The following is a 15962-nucleotide window of genomic DNA, read 5'->3' as shown; positions in this document are numbered from 1 at the left end:
TGTCTATTTTTTTGTATCGGGTATTTTAACGTAGACGACAGCGGATGCATGCGCACCCGCGGCTTGCGGTCGTCTTGTGCGCGGTAGCGGCCGGCAACCGGCTCGCGTCCGCGCGCGCACACGCCGTCTAAATATTTGGACAACCGGCGAAAACGCAGACGCTGTCGGCGATGGAGACATCGCACATTCCAATCATTCCCACGTGCCGGCCCGTTGCGCCGGGAGGAGAAAGCATGACACCGCGGACCCCGCAGACCCCGCCGACCCGTTTCCGGGCAGGATTCCTGATGGCCGGCGCGGCAGGCGCCCTATGCGTCGCGCCGCTCGCGCACGCGCAGTCGAGCGTGACGCTGTACGGCGTCGCCGACGCGTTCGTCGGCTCGGTGAAGGCTCCCGGCGGCCGCACGGCGATCGTGCAGTCGGGCGGCGGGATGACGACATCGTTCTGGGGGATCGGCGGCACCGAGGATCTCGGCAACGGCAACAAGGCCATCTTCGTGCTCGAGAGCTACTTTCAACCGCAAAGCGGCGCATACGGCCGCTACAGCGGGGACAACCCGTTTTCGCGCAACGCGTACATAGGGCTGCAGACGCGGTTCGGCCAGCTTCGCCTCGGCCGCATCACGACGCCGCTGTATCTCGCGACGATCCAGTTCAACCCGCTGTTCAATTCGTACACGTTCTCGCCGATGATCTTCCATACGTTCAAAGGCGCGGGCGCCGAGGGCGTGGTCGGCGATTCGGCGTGGAACAACGCGCTTGCCTATACGAGCCCGACGTTCGGCGGATTCAATGCGGGGCTGCTGTATGCGCTCGGCAATACGGCCGGCCGCAACGGCGCGAAGAAATGGAGCGTCAACGCGAACTACGCGCGCGGTGCGTTCGCGGCCGCCGCGGTGTTCCAGTACGTGAATTTCAGCGCGACGCCCGGCGATCTCGGCGGCGCGCTCGCCGCGGCGCCCGGCCTGTCGAGCCAGCGCACGGTGCAGATCGGCGCGTCGTACGACTGGCGTGTCGTGAAGCTGTTCGCGCAGTACATGAATGTCGCGAACCGCGCGCAGCGCGGCAACTTCCACGGCGATACGGTGCAGGCGGGCGTCAGCGTGCCGATCGGCGTCGGATCGCTGCTGGCAAGCTATGCGTATACGCATTCGAGCGGGTCGAGCGCCGACGGCGAGCATCGCGGCACCGCCGCGCTCGGCTACGACTATCTGCTGTCGAAGCGCACCGACGTCTATTCGGCGATCAAGGTCGATCACGTCGGCGGGCTGTCGACCGGCATCACGTACGGCGCGGGCCTGCGCACGCGTTTCTGACGAAGGCGCGCGATGCGAGGCTTCCCGCGCAGTTTCCCGGTTTACCCCGATACATCGGACGCTTGCATTCCATTTTTGATGCGAGTAGTCTAAATATTTAGACGAGGAGGAAGGCATGAACCTTTTGGACGCCACGCAGTGGCTGGCACAGGACATCGTCGGCTTTTCCGACATTCACCGGTTCGCCACGCGCTGCCGGGACGCGGCGGCGCCGCACGGGCGCGAATCGGCGGCGCTGGTGCTGCTCGCGCAGGCGGCCGCGACGTTCGCCGAACGGCAGGAAGGCGTGGCGGTCTGCACGGAGACGGTGCAGGCGTTTCTCGCCGAGCTGCGCGAGCACGCGCGGCGGCTGAGCGACGCGAGCCTGCACTCGGACGACGCGCTGCTCGCGGCCCTCAACGGCTTCGCCGCGCAGGTGTCGAAGGAACTGGTCGTCTGACGCGCAGTGCCGGCGCCGATCTGCTCGGGCCGTTTGTCTAAAAAAAACGACAAACGGCCGCGATGCGGACCGCCGGCATCGATCTCCCCTCCTCACGATACGGACAATATGGAAGCGAACCTTCGATCCTCCGCGGCTGCGCCCGCCGGCGCACCGCCCGAGCGGGTGTCGCGCTACGCGTGGAAAGTGCTGGCCGGCTCGGCCATCGGCTATGCGATGGACGGCTTCGACCTGCTGATCCTCGGCTTCATGCTGCCGGCGATTTCGGCGTCGCTGCAGCTCGGCGCGCAGCAGGCGGGGGCGCTCGTCACGTGGACGCTCGTCGGCGCGGTCGCGGGCGGCGTGATTTTCGGCGCGCTCAGCGATCGCTACGGCCGCGTGCGCGTGCTGACCTGGACGATCCTGCTGTTCGCGGTGTTCACCGGGCTGTGCGCGTTCGCGCAGGGCTTCTGGGATCTGCTCGCGTACCGGACCATCGCCGGCATCGGCCTCGGCGGCGAGTTCGGCATCGGCATGGCGCTCGCGGCCGAAGCGTGGCCGGCCAGCAAGCGGGCTCGCGTGTCGTCGTACGTGGCGCTCGGCTGGCAGAGCGGCGTGCTCGCGGCGTCGCTGCTGACGCCGCTGCTGCTGCAGACCGTCGGCTGGCGCGGCATGTTCGCGATCGGCGTGCTGCCGGCGATCGTCGCCTGGGTGCTGCGCAACAAGCTGCACGAGCCGGAAGTGTTCGTCCGCAGCCGCCAGCCGGCGCGCACCGGCGCGCGTTTCCGCCTGCTGTTCGCCGATGCGCGCACGGCCCGCACGAGCATCGGCATCGTCGTGCTGTGCGCGGTCCAGAACTTCGGCTACTACGGGATCATGATCTGGATGCCGACGTTCCTGTCGAAGCAGCTCGGCTTCTCGCTGACGAAGTCCGGACTGTGGACCGCGGCGACCGTGCTCGGGATGATGGCCGGCGTCTGGGTGTTCGGACACCTGGCCGACCGCATCGGCCGCAAGCCGACGTTCCTGCTGTACCAGGTCGGCTCGGTGGCGATGGTGTTCGCGTATTCGCGGCTGACGGACCCGGGCACGATGCTGTGGGCCGGCGCGCTGATGGGCATGTTCGTGAACGGCATGGTCGGCGGCTACGGCACGCTGATGTCCGAAGCGTATCCGACGGCAGTCCGCGCGACCGCGCAGAACGTGCTGTGGAACGTCGGCCGCGCGATCGGCGGCCTCGGGCCGCTCGTCGTCGGCGCGCTCGCCGCGCGCTACTCGTTTCAGATCGCGATCGCGATGCTGGCCGCGCTGTACGTGCTGGACATGATCGTCACGGTCACGCTGATTCCGGAGCTGAAGGACCGGGCGCTCGACTGACGCGCCCGCCGTCCGGCCAACCGCAACGAGGAGAAAACGATGGACGTGATCGATGCGGCGCGCGCCTGCGCGCAACCGTGGGCGGCCAGCGTCGCCACGCACATGTGCGACGTGGTCGCGCATCATGCGGTGAACCGGCGCTATCGCTATCTGCGCGTGCGCGCCGACGCGCCGCTCGCGAGCGTCACGCAGGCCGGCCAGTTCTATCAGCTGGTCTGCCCCGTCACCGATCTGCACCGGCCGTTCCTGCCGCGCCCGATGAGCGTATACGGCGTCGGCCCCGGCGCCGGCGAAATCGAGTTCCTGTACAACGTGACCGGCGAAGGCACGCGGGCACTCGCGCAGCTCGGCGCGGGCGAGCGGCTGCCGATCGTCGGGCCGCTCGGCAGCCCGTTCACGCTCGACCCCGGTGCGCGGCGGTTGCTGCTCGTCGCGCGCGGCGTCGGGCTCGCGACGATGGCGCCGCTCGTGCAGCGCGCGGCACGCGCGGGCATCGCGCTGACGGCCGTGATGTCGGCGCGCACGCCGGACGACCTGATGACCGCGGAATTCCTGCGCGGCGCGCCGGCCGACGTGCATGCGGTGTTCGACAGCGACGGCACGTCGGCGGTCGCGAACGTGGACGCGCTGCTGCGCGACGCGATCGCGCGCGATCGGCCGGACGCGGTTTACACGTGCGGCTCGCAACGGCTGCTCGCGCTGCTGCAGCGCGTGCTCGCCGACCATCCGTCCATGCGCGGCGAGGTCGCGCTCGAGCAGCGGATGGCGTGCGGGATGGGCGTGTGCCTGTCGTGCGTGCGGATGTTCGACGACGGCGAAACCCGCGCATTCCGGCGCGTGTGCCGCGAGGGCCCGGTGTTCGCGATTCGCGAGGTGGTGGCGGAGGTGGAGTTTGGCTGACCTGACCGTACGCGTGGGCGAGCTGCGCCTGCGCAATCCCGTGATGCCGGCCTCCGGCTGTTTCGCGATCGAGTATCGCGACGCGCTCGACCTGGGCGGGCTCGGCGCGCTCGTGATCAAGAGCGTGTCGCCCGTCAGCCGCCCGGGCAACCCGACGCCGCGCGTCGCCGATGCGGGCGACGGCATGCTGAACTCGATCGGCATTCCGAGCCGCGGCATCGACGACTACGTCGCACACGTGCTGCCCGCGTACACGGGCCACGGCACGCCGGTCGTCGCGTCGGTGTCCGCCGATACGGCGGACGCGTTCGCGAGCGCGTGCGAAGCGCTGTCGCGGCCGGAGGTCGCGGCGATCGAGGCGAACATCTCGTGCCCGAATCTCGAGGCCGACGGCATGGCGTTCGGGATGGACGCGGGCACGACCCGGCAGGTCGTCGAGGCGATCCGCAGGCGCACCGGGCATCCGCTGTGGGTGAAGCTGACGCCGAACGCGGGCAACATCGCGACGATCGCGAAAGCGGCCGAGGACGCCGGCGCCGACGCGGTCGTGATGGGCAACACGGTGCTCGGCATGTCGATCGACGTGCGCACGCGCCGGCCGTCGCTCGGCAACGTGATGGGCGGCCTGTCCGGGCCGTCGATCAAGCCGATCGCGCTGCGGCTCGTCCACCAGTGCCACCGCGCCGTGTCGATCCCGGTGATCGGCTGCGGCGGAATCCGGAGCGCCGCCGACGCCATCGAGTTTCTGCTCGCCGGCGCGAGCGCGGTGCAGGTGGGCACCGCGTCGTTCCGCGATCCGGGCGTGATGCGCACGATCATCGACGGGCTCGAGCAGTTTTGCGCGGACGAGGGCATCGGCGCGATCGCGTCGCTGACCGGGCAGGTCAGGCTCGACGCGGACCTCGGCGAGCGCTGGCGGCGCTTTTGCGAGGCGCCGGCGCGCGCGGGCGGCACGACGGCGGGGACGCGATGAACGCGCATGCAGACTGGCCGGGCGCGCCGGCGGACGGCGACGCGCGCGGGTTCGCGACGGACGACGCGGCGGCGCTGCCGCTTGCCGAACTGACGACGCTCGCCGAGCAGTGGTTCGACGAGATCCGCGCGCTGTCGGCCGACGGCGCGGGCGTCACGCGCGAGAGCTACGGCGCGAGCGAAACGGCGGCCGCGCAGCGGCTCGCGGAGCACGCGGAGCGCGAGGGCATCGCGGTGCGCACCGATCGCGCGGCCAACCTGGTTTTCAGCCTGCCCGACGCGGAGCCGCAGGCGAGCGCGATCTGGGTCGGTTCGCATCTCGACTCGGTGCCGCACGGCGGCAACTATGACGGGCTCGCGGGCATCGTCGCGGGGCTGCTGTGCCTCGTCGCGCAACGGCGCACCGGCCGCGCGTCGCCGCGCCCGCTGAACGTGATCGCGCTGCGCGGCGAAGAGAGCGCGTGGTTCGGCAAGGCCTACATGGGATCGAGCGCGCTGTTCGGCCGGCTGAAGCCGGACGATCTCGCGATGAAGCATCGCAGCACCGGCCAGTCGCTCGCCGACTGCATGGCGGCGGCGGGCGTCGACCTCGACGCGGTGCGCGCGCAGAGGCCGCTGTTCGACGTGCGGCGCGCCCATGCGTATCTGGAGCTCCACATCGAACAGGGGCCCGTGATGGTCGCGCGCGGGCTGCCGGTCGCGGTCGTGTCCGGCATTCGCGGCAATGTGCGCCACAACTCCATCAGCTGCATCGGCGAGGCCGGCCACTCCGGCGCGGTGCCGCGCAACCTGCGGCACGACGCGATCTTCGCGGTCGCCGAGCTGATCACGCGGCTCGACGAGCACTGGCGCCGGCTGCTCGAACGCAACATCGATCTCGTCGTGACGACCGGCATCGTGTCGACCGACCAGGACGAGCATTCGATTTCGCGGATTCCCGGCCAGGTGCATTTCAGCTTCGAGGCGCGCAGCGAGAGCACGGAGACGCTCGACGTCTTCCATGAGCTGCTGCTCGCCGAATGCAATTCGATTGCGCGCGAGCGCGGCGTGCGGTTCGATTTCGATCGGCGGCTGTCGAGCGCGCCTGCGCGAATGGACGCCACCCTGCGCGCCGCGCTTGCCGACGCGTGCGCGCGGCTCGACGTACCGTTCGCGACGCTGCCGAGCGGCGCGGGCCACGATGCGGCGTTGTTCGCGAACGCGGGCGTGCCGAGCGGGATGCTGTTCGTGCGCAACGAGCACGGGTCGCACAACCCGCACGAGGCGATGTCGATCGACGATTTCATGCTGGGCGTGCGCGTGCTCGCCGACACGATTGCGCGGCTCTGAGCGGTGCTGCGGGAGGCGACGGCGGCCGATGCGCCGCCGCTCACGCAGGCGGGACGTCCGCGCCTGCGCGACGCTCCGCGCGGCGCACGTGCGCGAGCACGAACGCATAGACGTCGTCGAGCGCCGACACGATGCGCGTACCGGCCGCGACGCCGTCGAACGCGCCCGCGGGCCCCACGCAGATCAGCGGTTTCGAGAAGCGCGTCGCGAGGCGGATCTCGTCGAGCGTGCCCTTGCTCCCCGGCAGCGCGACGACCACATCGCTCGTCAGCACGTTCACGTAGTTGCGGCTCAGTGCGTCGTCCGGCGCGTCGGCTTCCTTGCGCGGCAGCGGCGTGACGATGGGCAGGTCGATGAACGGATTCGGATAGCCGGCGAGCGGCACGAAGCCGAACAGCGGGTGCGTTTCGCTCGGCACGATGCCGATCGAGCGGCCGCGGCGCCCCGGCGTCGTCGCGTACGCGCGCGCGACCGACAGCATCACGCCGCGGCCGGCGCCCGTCAGCAGGTCGAATCCTTGCGCGGCGATCCACGCTCCGAGCGGCGTCGCCAACTCCGGCCATTCGTTCTTGCCCGAGCCCATCACGCCAATGATCGCCATCTTGTCCTCCTGGTTGGCCGACGCGCGGCGCGCCGATCTCGGCGATCGTTCGCATCGTTTGTCTTTTTAATTATACACATCGACCGATTTTCGAGGGTGATGAGTCGATGGCGGCTTGAAAATTGTGGATTTTCCCGCCTTGCATTTTTCCTTCACTTTATTTAGTCTAAAAAAATAGATTTATCGACGGACGTATCGCGGCTCGAGGTTTCGCCGGTACGCACACGTCTCCGGGGCGATACAGCCCGCTACAACCTGAGAGAGAGGTGTATTCATGCTTGACCACGCCACCAACGAACTGCTGACCCGCGTGGGGCCGGGCACGCCGTGCGGCGAGTTGCTGCGCCGCTACTGGCATCCGGTCGGTTATTCGTCGGAGCTGGCTGAAGCCGGCCAGACGAAGCGCGTGCGGATTCTCGGCGAGGACCTGGTGCTCGCGCGCACCGGCAACGGCGGCGTGCTGCTCGTGCAGGAGCGTTGTCCGCATCGCGGCGCGTCGCTGCTGTACGGCTTCGTCGAGGAGGAGACGATCCGCTGCGCGTATCACGGCTGGCTGTACAACGCGGCCGGCGAATGCGTGGAGCGGCCGTTCGAATCGGCGAAGGCGAGCCGCGTCTGCAAGAAGCTGATCGACAGCTATGCGACGCACGAATGCGGCGGGCTGATCTTCGCGTACATGGGGCCGGCGGAACAGAAGCCCGCGTTTCCGAACTGGGACATCCTCGTGCGCAACGACGGCGTCCGCCATTTCGAGGTGCAGGACGATCTCGCGTGCAACTGGTTCCAGGTGCAGGAGAACGCGGTCGACGTCACGCACACGTTCTACACGCACTCGAAATACTTCGAGCATCTCGGCATGCGCGACGCGTCCGGGTTCGGCAAGCCGTTCAAGCGGTTCGGCTTCCAGCGCTTCGACTGGGGCATCGTGAAGAGCTGGGAGTACGAAGGCGAGGGCCGCGGCTGGGGCAACCTGATGGTGTTCCCGAACATGCTCCGGATCATGACCGAGATGCATTGGCGCGTGCCGGTCGACGATACGACGACGCGGATCGTCTGGGTGTCGTTCACGCCGAACGCGGACGGCGCGCAGCCGCAACCGGACGCGGCGCCGAAGATCGTCCGCCAGCCGGCGCGCACGGATGCATCGGGCCGCTACCTGATGGACACGTTCATGAGCCAGGATGCGATGGCGGTGGAGACGCAGGGCCCGATCTTCGACCGTTCGCGCGAGAACCTCGGCGCGTCCGATCGCGGGATCGTGATGTTCCGCCAGATGCTGCAGGAGCAGATCGACGCGGTCGCGCGCGGCGAGCGGCCGGTCGCGAACGTGTACGGCGGCGCGCCGGACGTGACCGACCTGCGCGAATGGATGGGCGGCTATCTCCCGATGAGCTGCGCGCCGGACCCGACGTTCCGCCAGCAGCGCGAATTCGGCGACATCTTCGACGAGTCGCACGTCGAATACGAGATCCCGGCGAACTCGCCGGTGATGCGCGCTTGAGCGGCCGTGCGCTCGGCGGCCCGGGCCGCGGGGCCGGCATGCTGACGGGCGGGCGCGTCACGGCCGCGCTGCTCGCGGCGGGGCTCGCGACCGTCGCCGCGCTCGGCGCGCGCGGCGCGCTGCCGGCCGGCGACGCACGGATCGTCGCGATCGTGTTCACCTGCATCGTGCTGTGGGCGACAGGCGCGGTCGCGAGCCTCTGGGTGTCGCTGCTGTTCTTCTTCCTCGCGGCGACCTGCACGTCGGTGCCCACCGCCGAGATCTTCTCGGGCTTCGGGTCGAGCGCGTTCTGGCTCGTGTTCAGCGGCGCGGCGATCGGCTTCGCGCTGAAGGAGAGCGGCCTGAGCGAACGGATCGGCATCGCGCTCGCGCGCCGGATCGGCGGCTCGTATCTGAAGGCGCTGCTGGCGTTCGCGGTCCTGAGCTTCCTGCTGTCGCTCGTGATGCCGTCGACGTTCGGGCGGATCGCGATCCTGATTCCGATCGCGATCGGCTACTGCGACGTCGTGAAGCTCGGCGCGCATGCGAACGGGCGGCGCGGCATCCAGCTGCTCGTGATCGTCGGCTCGTACGAGCTGGCCGCCGCGGTGCTGCCCGCGAACCTGCCGAACGTGATCATGGCGGGGATTCTCGAGCAGTCGCACGGGCTGCATCTGCGCTTCTCCGAGTATCTGCTGCTGTTCTTTCCGGCCGGCGTGATCGTGCGCGGCGCGGTGCTGGTGCTCGCGTCCTACTGGCTGTTCGCGGATACGGTCGGCGAAGTCGAGATACCGGCGGCGCGCGTCGCGCTCGGCCGCCGAGAATGGCACGCGATCGTGCTGCTCGCGATCACGCTCGCGCTGTGGTTCACCGACGCCGTGCATCACGTCGCGCCCGGCTGGGTCGGGCTCGGCTTCACGCTCGTCTACTTCGCCACGTCGCCGCCCGCGCAGCTCGAGCGCTTCACCGCGACGCTGAAGATGGACCTGCTGTGGTTCATCGCGGCGATCATCGGGCTGACCGCGCTCGTCAATCATCTCGATGTGCGCGTGCCGGACACGCTCGCGCTCGACGTGCTGCGCGACAGCCCGATGCTCGCGTACTTCGCGCTGACCGCGCTGTCGATCGTCGTCTGCTTCGCGGTCACGTCGAACGCGGAGCCGGCGCTGTACGTGCCGATCGTGTCGCGCCTGCTCGCGCAGGGGCTGCACCTGAAGGCCGGCCTGCTCGCGCAGGTGATGGGCTATGCGACCACGGTGCTGCCGTACCAGTCGCCGCCGATCGTGTTCGGCAACGCGCTCGCGCAGCTCGACCGGGGCGCGGTGCTGCGGTACTGCATCGCGACGGCGCTGCTGGGCGCGGTGTTCGTGATCCCGGTCAATGCGTTGTGGTGGCGGCTGATCGGGCTGCTGTGAGTTTTCCTGAACGGGGAATCCAATGATCGAAAACGATCTGATTGCCGCGCGCGTGATCGCGCGCGAGCGCGTCGCGTGCGACGTGATTTCGCTGCGGCTCGTCAGCGACGCGCCGGGTTTCGCGCTGCCGGCGTTCGAGGCCGGCGCGCATATCGACCTGCATCTGCGCGACGGGCTCACGCGCAAGTACTCGCTGTGCAACGACCCGTTCGAGCGCGGCGTGTACGAGATCGCGATCAAGCGCGAGCCGGCGTCGCGCGGCGGCTCCGCGCACGTGCACGACGCGGTCCGGGTCGGTGACGTGCTGCGGATCGGCGCGCCGCTGAATTATTTCCCGCTCGCGCCGGACGGCAGCCCGGCCGTGCTGCTTGCCGCCGGAATCGGCGTGACGCCGTTGCTCGCGATGGCGCATAGCCTGTTGCGCGCGGGGCGGCCGCTCGCGTTCCACTACTTCGTGCGTTCGGCCGATGCGGCCGCGTACGGGGCGACGCTCGCGTCGCAACTCGCGAACGTCGCGACGGTGCACACGGGGCTGACGCCCGACGCGACCGGCGACGCGATCGCGGCGATCGTCGGCGCGATGGACGCGCGCTCGCATCTGTATTTCTGCGGGCCGGCGCCGTTCATGGCGGCCGTCGATGCGATCGCGCGCCCGGCGCTCGGCGACGCGCGGCTCCATCACGAGCATTTTTCCGCGCCGGTCGCGGGCACTGCCGCGGGCGAGGCCGGCGGGTTCGAGATCGAGCTCGCGCGCTCGCAGCGCACGCTGCGCGTGCCGCCGGAGCAGTCGATCACCGATGTGCTGTACGACCACGGCATCGAGGTCGCCACGTCGTGCGAGGCGGGCGTGTGCGGCGCATGCCGGACGACCGTGCTCGACGGCACGCCCGATCATCGGGACGCGTTCCTGAGCGGGGCGGACAAGGCCCGCAACGACTGCATGATGCCGTGCGTGTCGCGATGCCGCGGCGAACGGCTGGTGCTGGATCTCTGAGTTGTCACGGGGGGCGGCTACCGGCCCGGCCATCCGGTTAGACTGACGTTCCTGTCCGCCCCCGACCTGCGTCCCATGGATCTCACCAGAACGATCGTCATCGGCAATTCCGGCTCGGGAAAGAGCTGGCTGGCGCAACGCATTGCCCGGTCGCACGCGGCGACGCTCGTGGATCTCGACCTGATTCACTGGCTGCCCGGCGGCTATGACCGGCCGCGGGACCGCGACGACGCGATGCGCGTGGTCAAGCGCGCGGCCGAGCACGAGCGCTGGGTGATCGAAGGCATCTACGGCTGGCTGGTCGAAGGGATACTCGCGGATGCGACGGCGCTCGTCTGGCTGCGCGTCGATCCGGCCGACTGCGTCGCGAACATCCGGCAGCGCGGCATCCGACGGGGCGGCGACGAAGCATCGCTGGCCGCGCTGCTGCAATGGGCCGCGACGTACCGGAGCCGTGACGGCTCGAGTTCGTACACCGCGCATGAGCGGATCTTCGACGACTTCCGGCGCGATCGCCGGTGCCTGTCGAGCCGCGACGAGGTCACGGCGTTCGCCGCGTCGCTGGCGGGCTCCCGGCAGGCGTGACGGCTCGCTGACGCCGCCCGCCGCCCGGGATCGACGTGCGCGTCATTGCGCGCCGCACGCGACGCTGTAGCTGACCAGATTGTTGTTGGCCGGCTGGGGATCGCCGCCGACCGTAATGGCGCGGAGCACGCCTGCCGGGCCGCGGTAGTTGAATGCGCAATAGCCCACGCCGGTGCCGGAGCAGGCTTCCACTTCGACGATGCCCCGCTTCACCAGCGCCTTGCCGACGCCCAGGCCATCCGGCGCTTCACTCGGGCGCAGCGGTTTCCAGCCATGCGAGATCAGGATCTTGCGCGCGACGTCGAGCGGCTTGCCGTAGACATTCGGCACGACTGCGCGGCCGTGGCAGAACGTGCGCTCGGCCGCCACCCGGGTCAGGCGCAAGCCGCCGTTTTCCTCGCGCAGTTCGCCGATCGGCGTGCCCACGCCCGAGCCTTCCCAGATCAGCAACGCGCCGCTTTCCAGCGGCTCGGCGATACCGAGGTGCCAATCGGCGGCACGTGCGGTGTACGCGAGCGCGATCAGGTCCGTCCCGTCGAAGATCGCGACGTTCGCGTTGCGCGGAATACAGATCCCGCTCGTGCCGCGCTCGAACCCGCTTGCGAACGTCACGACCTGATAGCGGCCAAGCGACGCCTCGGATGTCACGATCCAGCCAAGTGTCGCGACTTTCCGGCCGGCGGCGGTCGGTGTTTTCGCGCGGTATCCGGAGCAAAAATCGTCGAATAGACCGTGCTCCGGCGAACGCGGCAGCGTGCCGAGCGGGACCAGCGATGCGCCCGCGATGTCGGACGCCGTATGAACGGGGTCGGCCGAAGCCGCGCCGCTCGGCAGCAGCATCGCGGCGGCGAGGGCGGCAATCCCGGCGAGCCGGCGAAGCGGATGGGACGTGAACGAGTCGGACACGCGGACGTTCTCCGATGGAAAGCGATGCTCGTGTGGATTGCCGAGACTGCCGCGCTTCAATGCGCGGCAGTCGCTGGCCTGCCCGTACATGCGCGCCCCCGCATCGATCGATGCGCGCCGGGGCGCGTGCAGCCTCGCCCGCGCGCTCAGGCCCGCGCGATGACGTCGATGCGCAGCGGCTCGCCGCCGGCCGCGATCGCGAGCAGGTGGTCGACGTTCGGATGCGCGCCCGGCCGATTGCGCGCATCGGCCGTGTGTTCGGCGAACACCGCGAGGCCGTGCTCGGCCGCCTGCGCATCCAGCGCGCCGAACGTCTGCCGCAGATAGTGGTACACCGCGAGCGAGCCCTGCTTGCCCGGCTTGTTCTCGATGTTCGCGACCACGTCGCCGTTGCCGTTGACGAGGTCGATGCGCTCGATGCCGTCGATGGACGGCAGTTGCGCGAGGTTGTCCTTGAATACGCTGGTCGGTTGAATCACTGGAAACGCTCCGTCGGTTCGGTAAAGGGCATCGCGGGCCGTATCTTATCCGATCGGCCGCGGCGAGCTGGCGGCCTCGCGCGCGCGGTCGACGTCCGGGCTGCGATACAGGCGCTCCGGAATCTCCGCGAGCCGCGACGCGTGAACCTGCCGCGGCGCGAGGCCGTAGAACTTCTGGAAGCTCATGATCAGCGGCGACCACTTGTCGGGATCGATCCGGTCCGGGTCGCCGTCCATCAGCAGGTCCGGATGGACGTGCACGCGCTGGATCCGCACCTCGAACACGCAGATGCGTCCGCGCCCTTCGGGGGAATCCTCGGCGAGCCCGTGCCGGGCCGCCACGACGGCTTCCAGGTGCACCGGGCATTCGAGCGCGCGCGGCGCCGACACCGTGTCGGACGCCGCTTCGGCGAGCCCGGCCCGGCCGAACTTGTCGGGTTCGTATACGTAGCCTCGCGCCGCTTTGGACGCCGGCACCGGGTTGGAACCCGTCGTGCGCGCGATTCGATCCACCGCATCCGCTTGCGCGGCCGACGGCAGGTTCAGCACGCACTCGCCGGTGCGGATCAGGTTCTGCGTGGTCCGGGAGCTGGCCGCGAGGCCGAGCACGCCGCGCCAGCCGAGCCAGAAGGCGGACGACATCGGCGCGAGATTGGCCGTGCCGTCGTCGTTGCGCGTGCCGATCAGCACGACGGGCGTGCCGAAGTAGAGGATGTTCGGTTCGCTGACGCGATGCGGAGCGTTCATGGTCGGGGCCTTCGGGTAACGGATCAGCTTTCATGCTGATCCGGATGCCGCCGGCTGACGCTCCGCTTCTTGTGATGTCATTCGGCGATCAACTGCTCCACGAGCGCGCCGAGTTCGCCCAGGTGCACGGGCTTCGGCAGGAACGCGTCGAAGACGGTCTTGTGCGCCTCCAGCGCGGCCGATTCGTACGCGCTGACGCCCAGGATCGCCGCGCGCCGCGTGCCGTCCGCCGGCGATGCCGCACGGATCCGCTTCGCGACCTCGACGCCGTTCAGGTCGGGCAGCTCGAGATCCAGCAGCACGATGTCGTAGCGGCGCTCGGCGAAACGCGCGACGCCTTCGCTGCCGCTGCCGCACAGGTCCGCGTGGATGCCCAGCGCCGCCAGCATCGAGCCGAGCGTTTCGCGCGCGTTGTCGTTGTCGTCGACGACGAGCGCGCGCCGGTCGCGATGCGGCGCGGCGTGCGGCGATGCCGGCGCGTCGCCCGCCGGTTCGCCGCTGTCGGGCACCTCGACCGGCAGCGTCACGACGAATTCGCTGCCTTCCCCGACGACGCTGCGCACGTCGATGTGCCCGCGCAGCGTCGTCACGATCTGGCGCACGACGGCGAGGCCCAGGCCGATGCCGTCCACGTGCAGGCCCGCCGCGTCGTTCGCGCGGTAGAACGGGTCGAAGATCTTCGGCAGATGCGGCTTCGCGATGCCGGCGCCGGTGTCGCGCACGGCGATCCTGAGCTTCGGGCCGGCGGGCGCGTCGAGCAGCGTCGCGCTCACGACGATCGTGCCGCCGTTCGTGTACTTGACCGAGTTCTCGATCAGGTTGGACAGCACCTGCTGCAGCAGCTGGCGATCCGAGCGGACAGCGAGACCGGGCGGATCGACGCGCTGCGACGCGCGGATGCGCTTGGCCGAGATCCGCTCGCGAAACGGTTCCATCGCGTCGGCCAGCAGCGGCGCGATGCCGACGATTTCCGGTTCGGCGCGGCGCCGGGTGGAGCGCAGCTTGATGTAGTCGGTGAGCTCCCTCACCAGCGCTTCGAGCGACGACGCGGAGTTCTGCAGCCGCTTGATCGTCTTCAGGTTCGCATCGGACTGCGGCCGCGCGAGCAGGATCTCGATCGACCCGCAGATCGCTTGCAGCGGCGTGCGCAGCTCGTGGCTGACCATGCCGAGGAACGCGTTCTTCGCCTCGACCATCTCGAACGCGCGGTCGGACGCCTGCTTCTCCGCGACGAGCGCCGCATGCTGCCGCTCGAGCAGGTCGTCGCGCGTGCGCACCGTGTAGAACAGCAGCAGGAGCAGCGCGCCGAGGATGACGCCCAGGATGCCGCCGAGGGTCAGGATCGCCTCCTGCTTTTCCCTCAGCTGGTGGAACGTGAAGTCCCGCTGCGACATCTCGATCGCGCGGAAGTAGTTGGCGAGGCCGTTGACTTTCGGCCATTGCGCGTCGACGTCGGCCGCCATGCGCCGCGCATCGCCGCGCGCATCGCGCAGCGCCGGCACCTCGCGCTGCAGCCGGGCCATGAATGCGCCGAGCGTCGCGATGTCGTCGCGCGCCTTCGGGATGCGCAGCCAGTACTCGGACACTTCGGACGGCCGCTGCAGGAAGCCGAACGACGCCGACAGCGCGTCGAGCTGCGTCTCGACGCGGTCGAAGTCGTCGTCCTGGCGCGTCGCGTAGAGGATCAACTGCCGGTCGAACCGGCTGTAGGCGTTCCGGTATTGCGCGGCCGTCCAGAACACCCCTTCGCGCGGGCCTTCGAGCACGCCTTCGTTGACCGACGTCGCGAGCAGGTCATGCAGCAGGAACGCCCACGCGGCGAAGCCCAGGATCCACAGGGAGCCGAGGACGACGATGATCTTGCGCTTTTTCCATCGCCTGGCCGTCATTTCACGGTGAGGCCGATGACCTGCCACGCGAACTTGGCTTCGCCGAGCGGCGTTTTCAGCTCGTCCGCGAACTGGTCGCGCGGATACATGACCCACAGCGGGCCGTAGCTCGCGTTGTCGAGCACCTTGCCGTTCATCTTGCGGGCGAGGATCACGCCGTACTTGTCGGCGTCGGACACGGGGATCGTGAACGAGTATTCGTCGATGCAACGAATTTCGATCTGCGTGCCCTTCGCGCCGACGATCTTCAGCACGTCGGCGAGGCGCGGGCCGCTGAAGGTCGCCACCGGCGTCCAGCTCGTCGACGTCGTGATCGCGTGCTGCGGCAGCGCCATCAGCTCCTGTTCGGAAAACACGTACGCGGCTTTCCCGGGCTGGTTCGATTTCGCGATGTCGCCGTCGACGGTGAACTTGAACGGCGCGGCCCATGACGCGGCGGCGGCGCCCAGCAGGCAGGCCAGCAGCAGGCCCTGCAACCAGATTCTAGGATTTCGCATGGTTTCCTCTCGCTTGTTGTCGATGCGTAGTGGGCTCAAACGGGCTCGACCGGGCTC

General features: G+C 69.2%; 16 protein-coding genes. 10 read left to right on the top strand and 6 right to left on the bottom strand.

Annotated features, from left to right (window positions below; translation table 11 throughout):
* Positions 1–233 precede the first annotated feature (233 nt).
* The 6 genes from ACFIMZ_RS33260 (at position 234) to ACFIMZ_RS33235 (ending at position 6312) form a co-directional block, all read left to right on the top strand.
* Positions 234–1316, top strand: coding sequence for a porin (locus ACFIMZ_RS33260; protein ID WP_431823667.1), 1083 nt, complete (start codon positions 234–236; stop codon positions 1314–1316).
* Positions 1317–1431: 115 nt separating this feature from the next.
* On the top strand, positions 1432–1755 hold the full coding sequence (locus tag ACFIMZ_RS33255) for a hypothetical protein (RefSeq protein WP_059893724.1): 324 nt from the start codon (positions 1432–1434) through the stop codon (positions 1753–1755).
* Between the two features lie 108 nt (positions 1756–1863).
* On the top strand, positions 1864–3111 hold the full coding sequence (locus ACFIMZ_RS33250) for an MFS transporter (protein ID WP_431823666.1): 1248 nt from the start codon (positions 1864–1866) through the stop codon (positions 3109–3111).
* Positions 3112–3150: 39 nt separating this feature from the next.
* The gene (locus tag ACFIMZ_RS33245; RefSeq protein WP_431823665.1) at positions 3151–4011 is read left to right on the top strand and encodes a dihydroorotate dehydrogenase electron transfer subunit; all 861 of its coding nucleotides are present in this window, start codon (positions 3151–3153) and stop codon (positions 4009–4011) included.
* Positions 4004–4984 (top strand): dihydroorotate dehydrogenase, encoded by a 981-nt coding sequence (locus ACFIMZ_RS33240; RefSeq protein WP_431823664.1) that lies wholly within the window; start codon positions 4004–4006, stop codon positions 4982–4984. Before ACFIMZ_RS33245 ends, ACFIMZ_RS33240 begins: the two co-directional genes overlap by 8 nt.
* A complete protein-coding gene (locus ACFIMZ_RS33235) occupies positions 4981–6312 on the top strand; it encodes a hydantoinase/carbamoylase family amidase (RefSeq protein ID WP_431823663.1) in 1332 nt (443 codons plus the stop codon). Before ACFIMZ_RS33240 ends, ACFIMZ_RS33235 begins: the two co-directional genes overlap by 4 nt.
* A gap of 40 nt (positions 6313–6352) precedes the next feature.
* On the opposite strand, the gene ACFIMZ_RS33230 is transcribed toward ACFIMZ_RS33235, so the two are convergent.
* On the bottom strand, positions 6353–6913 hold the full coding sequence (locus ACFIMZ_RS33230) for a DNA-binding protein (RefSeq protein ID WP_431823662.1): 561 nt from the start codon (positions 6911–6913) through the stop codon (positions 6353–6355).
* A 274-nt stretch (positions 6914–7187) separates the two neighbouring features.
* Between ACFIMZ_RS33230 and ACFIMZ_RS33225 the strand changes: the two genes are divergently transcribed.
* The 4 genes from ACFIMZ_RS33225 (at position 7188) to ACFIMZ_RS33210 (ending at position 11387) form a co-directional block, all read left to right on the top strand.
* Entirely contained in the window at positions 7188–8414 is a 1227-nt protein-coding gene (locus ACFIMZ_RS33225; protein ID WP_431823661.1) for a Rieske 2Fe-2S domain-containing protein, read from the top strand.
* A complete protein-coding gene (locus ACFIMZ_RS33220; protein ID WP_431823660.1) occupies positions 8411–9808 on the top strand; it encodes an SLC13 family permease in 1398 nt (465 codons plus the stop codon). Before ACFIMZ_RS33225 ends, ACFIMZ_RS33220 begins: the two co-directional genes overlap by 4 nt.
* A gap of 22 nt (positions 9809–9830) precedes the next feature.
* Positions 9831–10802 carry a PDR/VanB family oxidoreductase gene (locus ACFIMZ_RS33215; RefSeq protein ID WP_431823659.1) on the top strand — a complete coding sequence of 324 codons (972 nt, stop codon included), beginning with the start codon at positions 9831–9833 and terminating at the stop codon, positions 10800–10802.
* Between the two features lie 75 nt (positions 10803–10877).
* Positions 10878–11387 carry an adenylate kinase gene (locus ACFIMZ_RS33210; protein ID WP_431823658.1) on the top strand — a complete coding sequence of 170 codons (510 nt, stop codon included), beginning with the start codon at positions 10878–10880 and terminating at the stop codon, positions 11385–11387.
* A 42-nt stretch (positions 11388–11429) separates the two neighbouring features.
* On the opposite strand, the gene ACFIMZ_RS33205 is transcribed toward ACFIMZ_RS33210, so the two are convergent.
* The 5 genes from ACFIMZ_RS33205 to ACFIMZ_RS33185 form a co-directional block, all read right to left on the bottom strand.
* Positions 11430–12227: a PASTA domain-containing protein gene (locus tag ACFIMZ_RS33205; protein ID WP_431825427.1), complete on the bottom strand. Its 798-nt coding sequence runs from the start codon at positions 12225–12227 to the stop codon at positions 11430–11432.
* A 212-nt stretch (positions 12228–12439) separates the two neighbouring features.
* On the bottom strand, positions 12440–12772 hold the full coding sequence (locus tag ACFIMZ_RS33200) for a DUF2322 family protein (protein ID WP_431823657.1): 333 nt from the start codon (positions 12770–12772) through the stop codon (positions 12440–12442).
* 45 nt (positions 12773–12817) lie between these two features.
* On the bottom strand, positions 12818–13519 hold the full coding sequence (locus ACFIMZ_RS33195; RefSeq protein WP_431823656.1) for a flavin reductase family protein: 702 nt from the start codon (positions 13517–13519) through the stop codon (positions 12818–12820).
* 77 nt (positions 13520–13596) lie between these two features.
* Positions 13597–15408 (bottom strand): hybrid sensor histidine kinase/response regulator AtsR, encoded by a 1812-nt coding sequence (gene atsR / locus ACFIMZ_RS33190; protein WP_431823655.1) that lies wholly within the window; start codon positions 15406–15408, stop codon positions 13597–13599.
* Complete coding sequence (locus ACFIMZ_RS33185) at positions 15405–15905, bottom strand: molybdopterin-dependent oxidoreductase (protein ID WP_431823654.1); 501 nt, start codon at positions 15903–15905, stop codon at positions 15405–15407. The genes atsR and ACFIMZ_RS33185 overlap by 4 nt, the downstream gene beginning before the upstream one ends.
* Between the last annotated feature and the right edge of the window lie 57 nt (positions 15906–15962).

Origin of the sequence: Burkholderia sp. F1 (genome assembly GCF_050813845.1) — a bacterium.
Lineage (GTDB): Bacteria > Pseudomonadota > Gammaproteobacteria > Burkholderiales > Burkholderiaceae > Burkholderia > Burkholderia ubonensis.
This window is presented reverse-complemented; position numbering and strand designations above follow the sequence as displayed.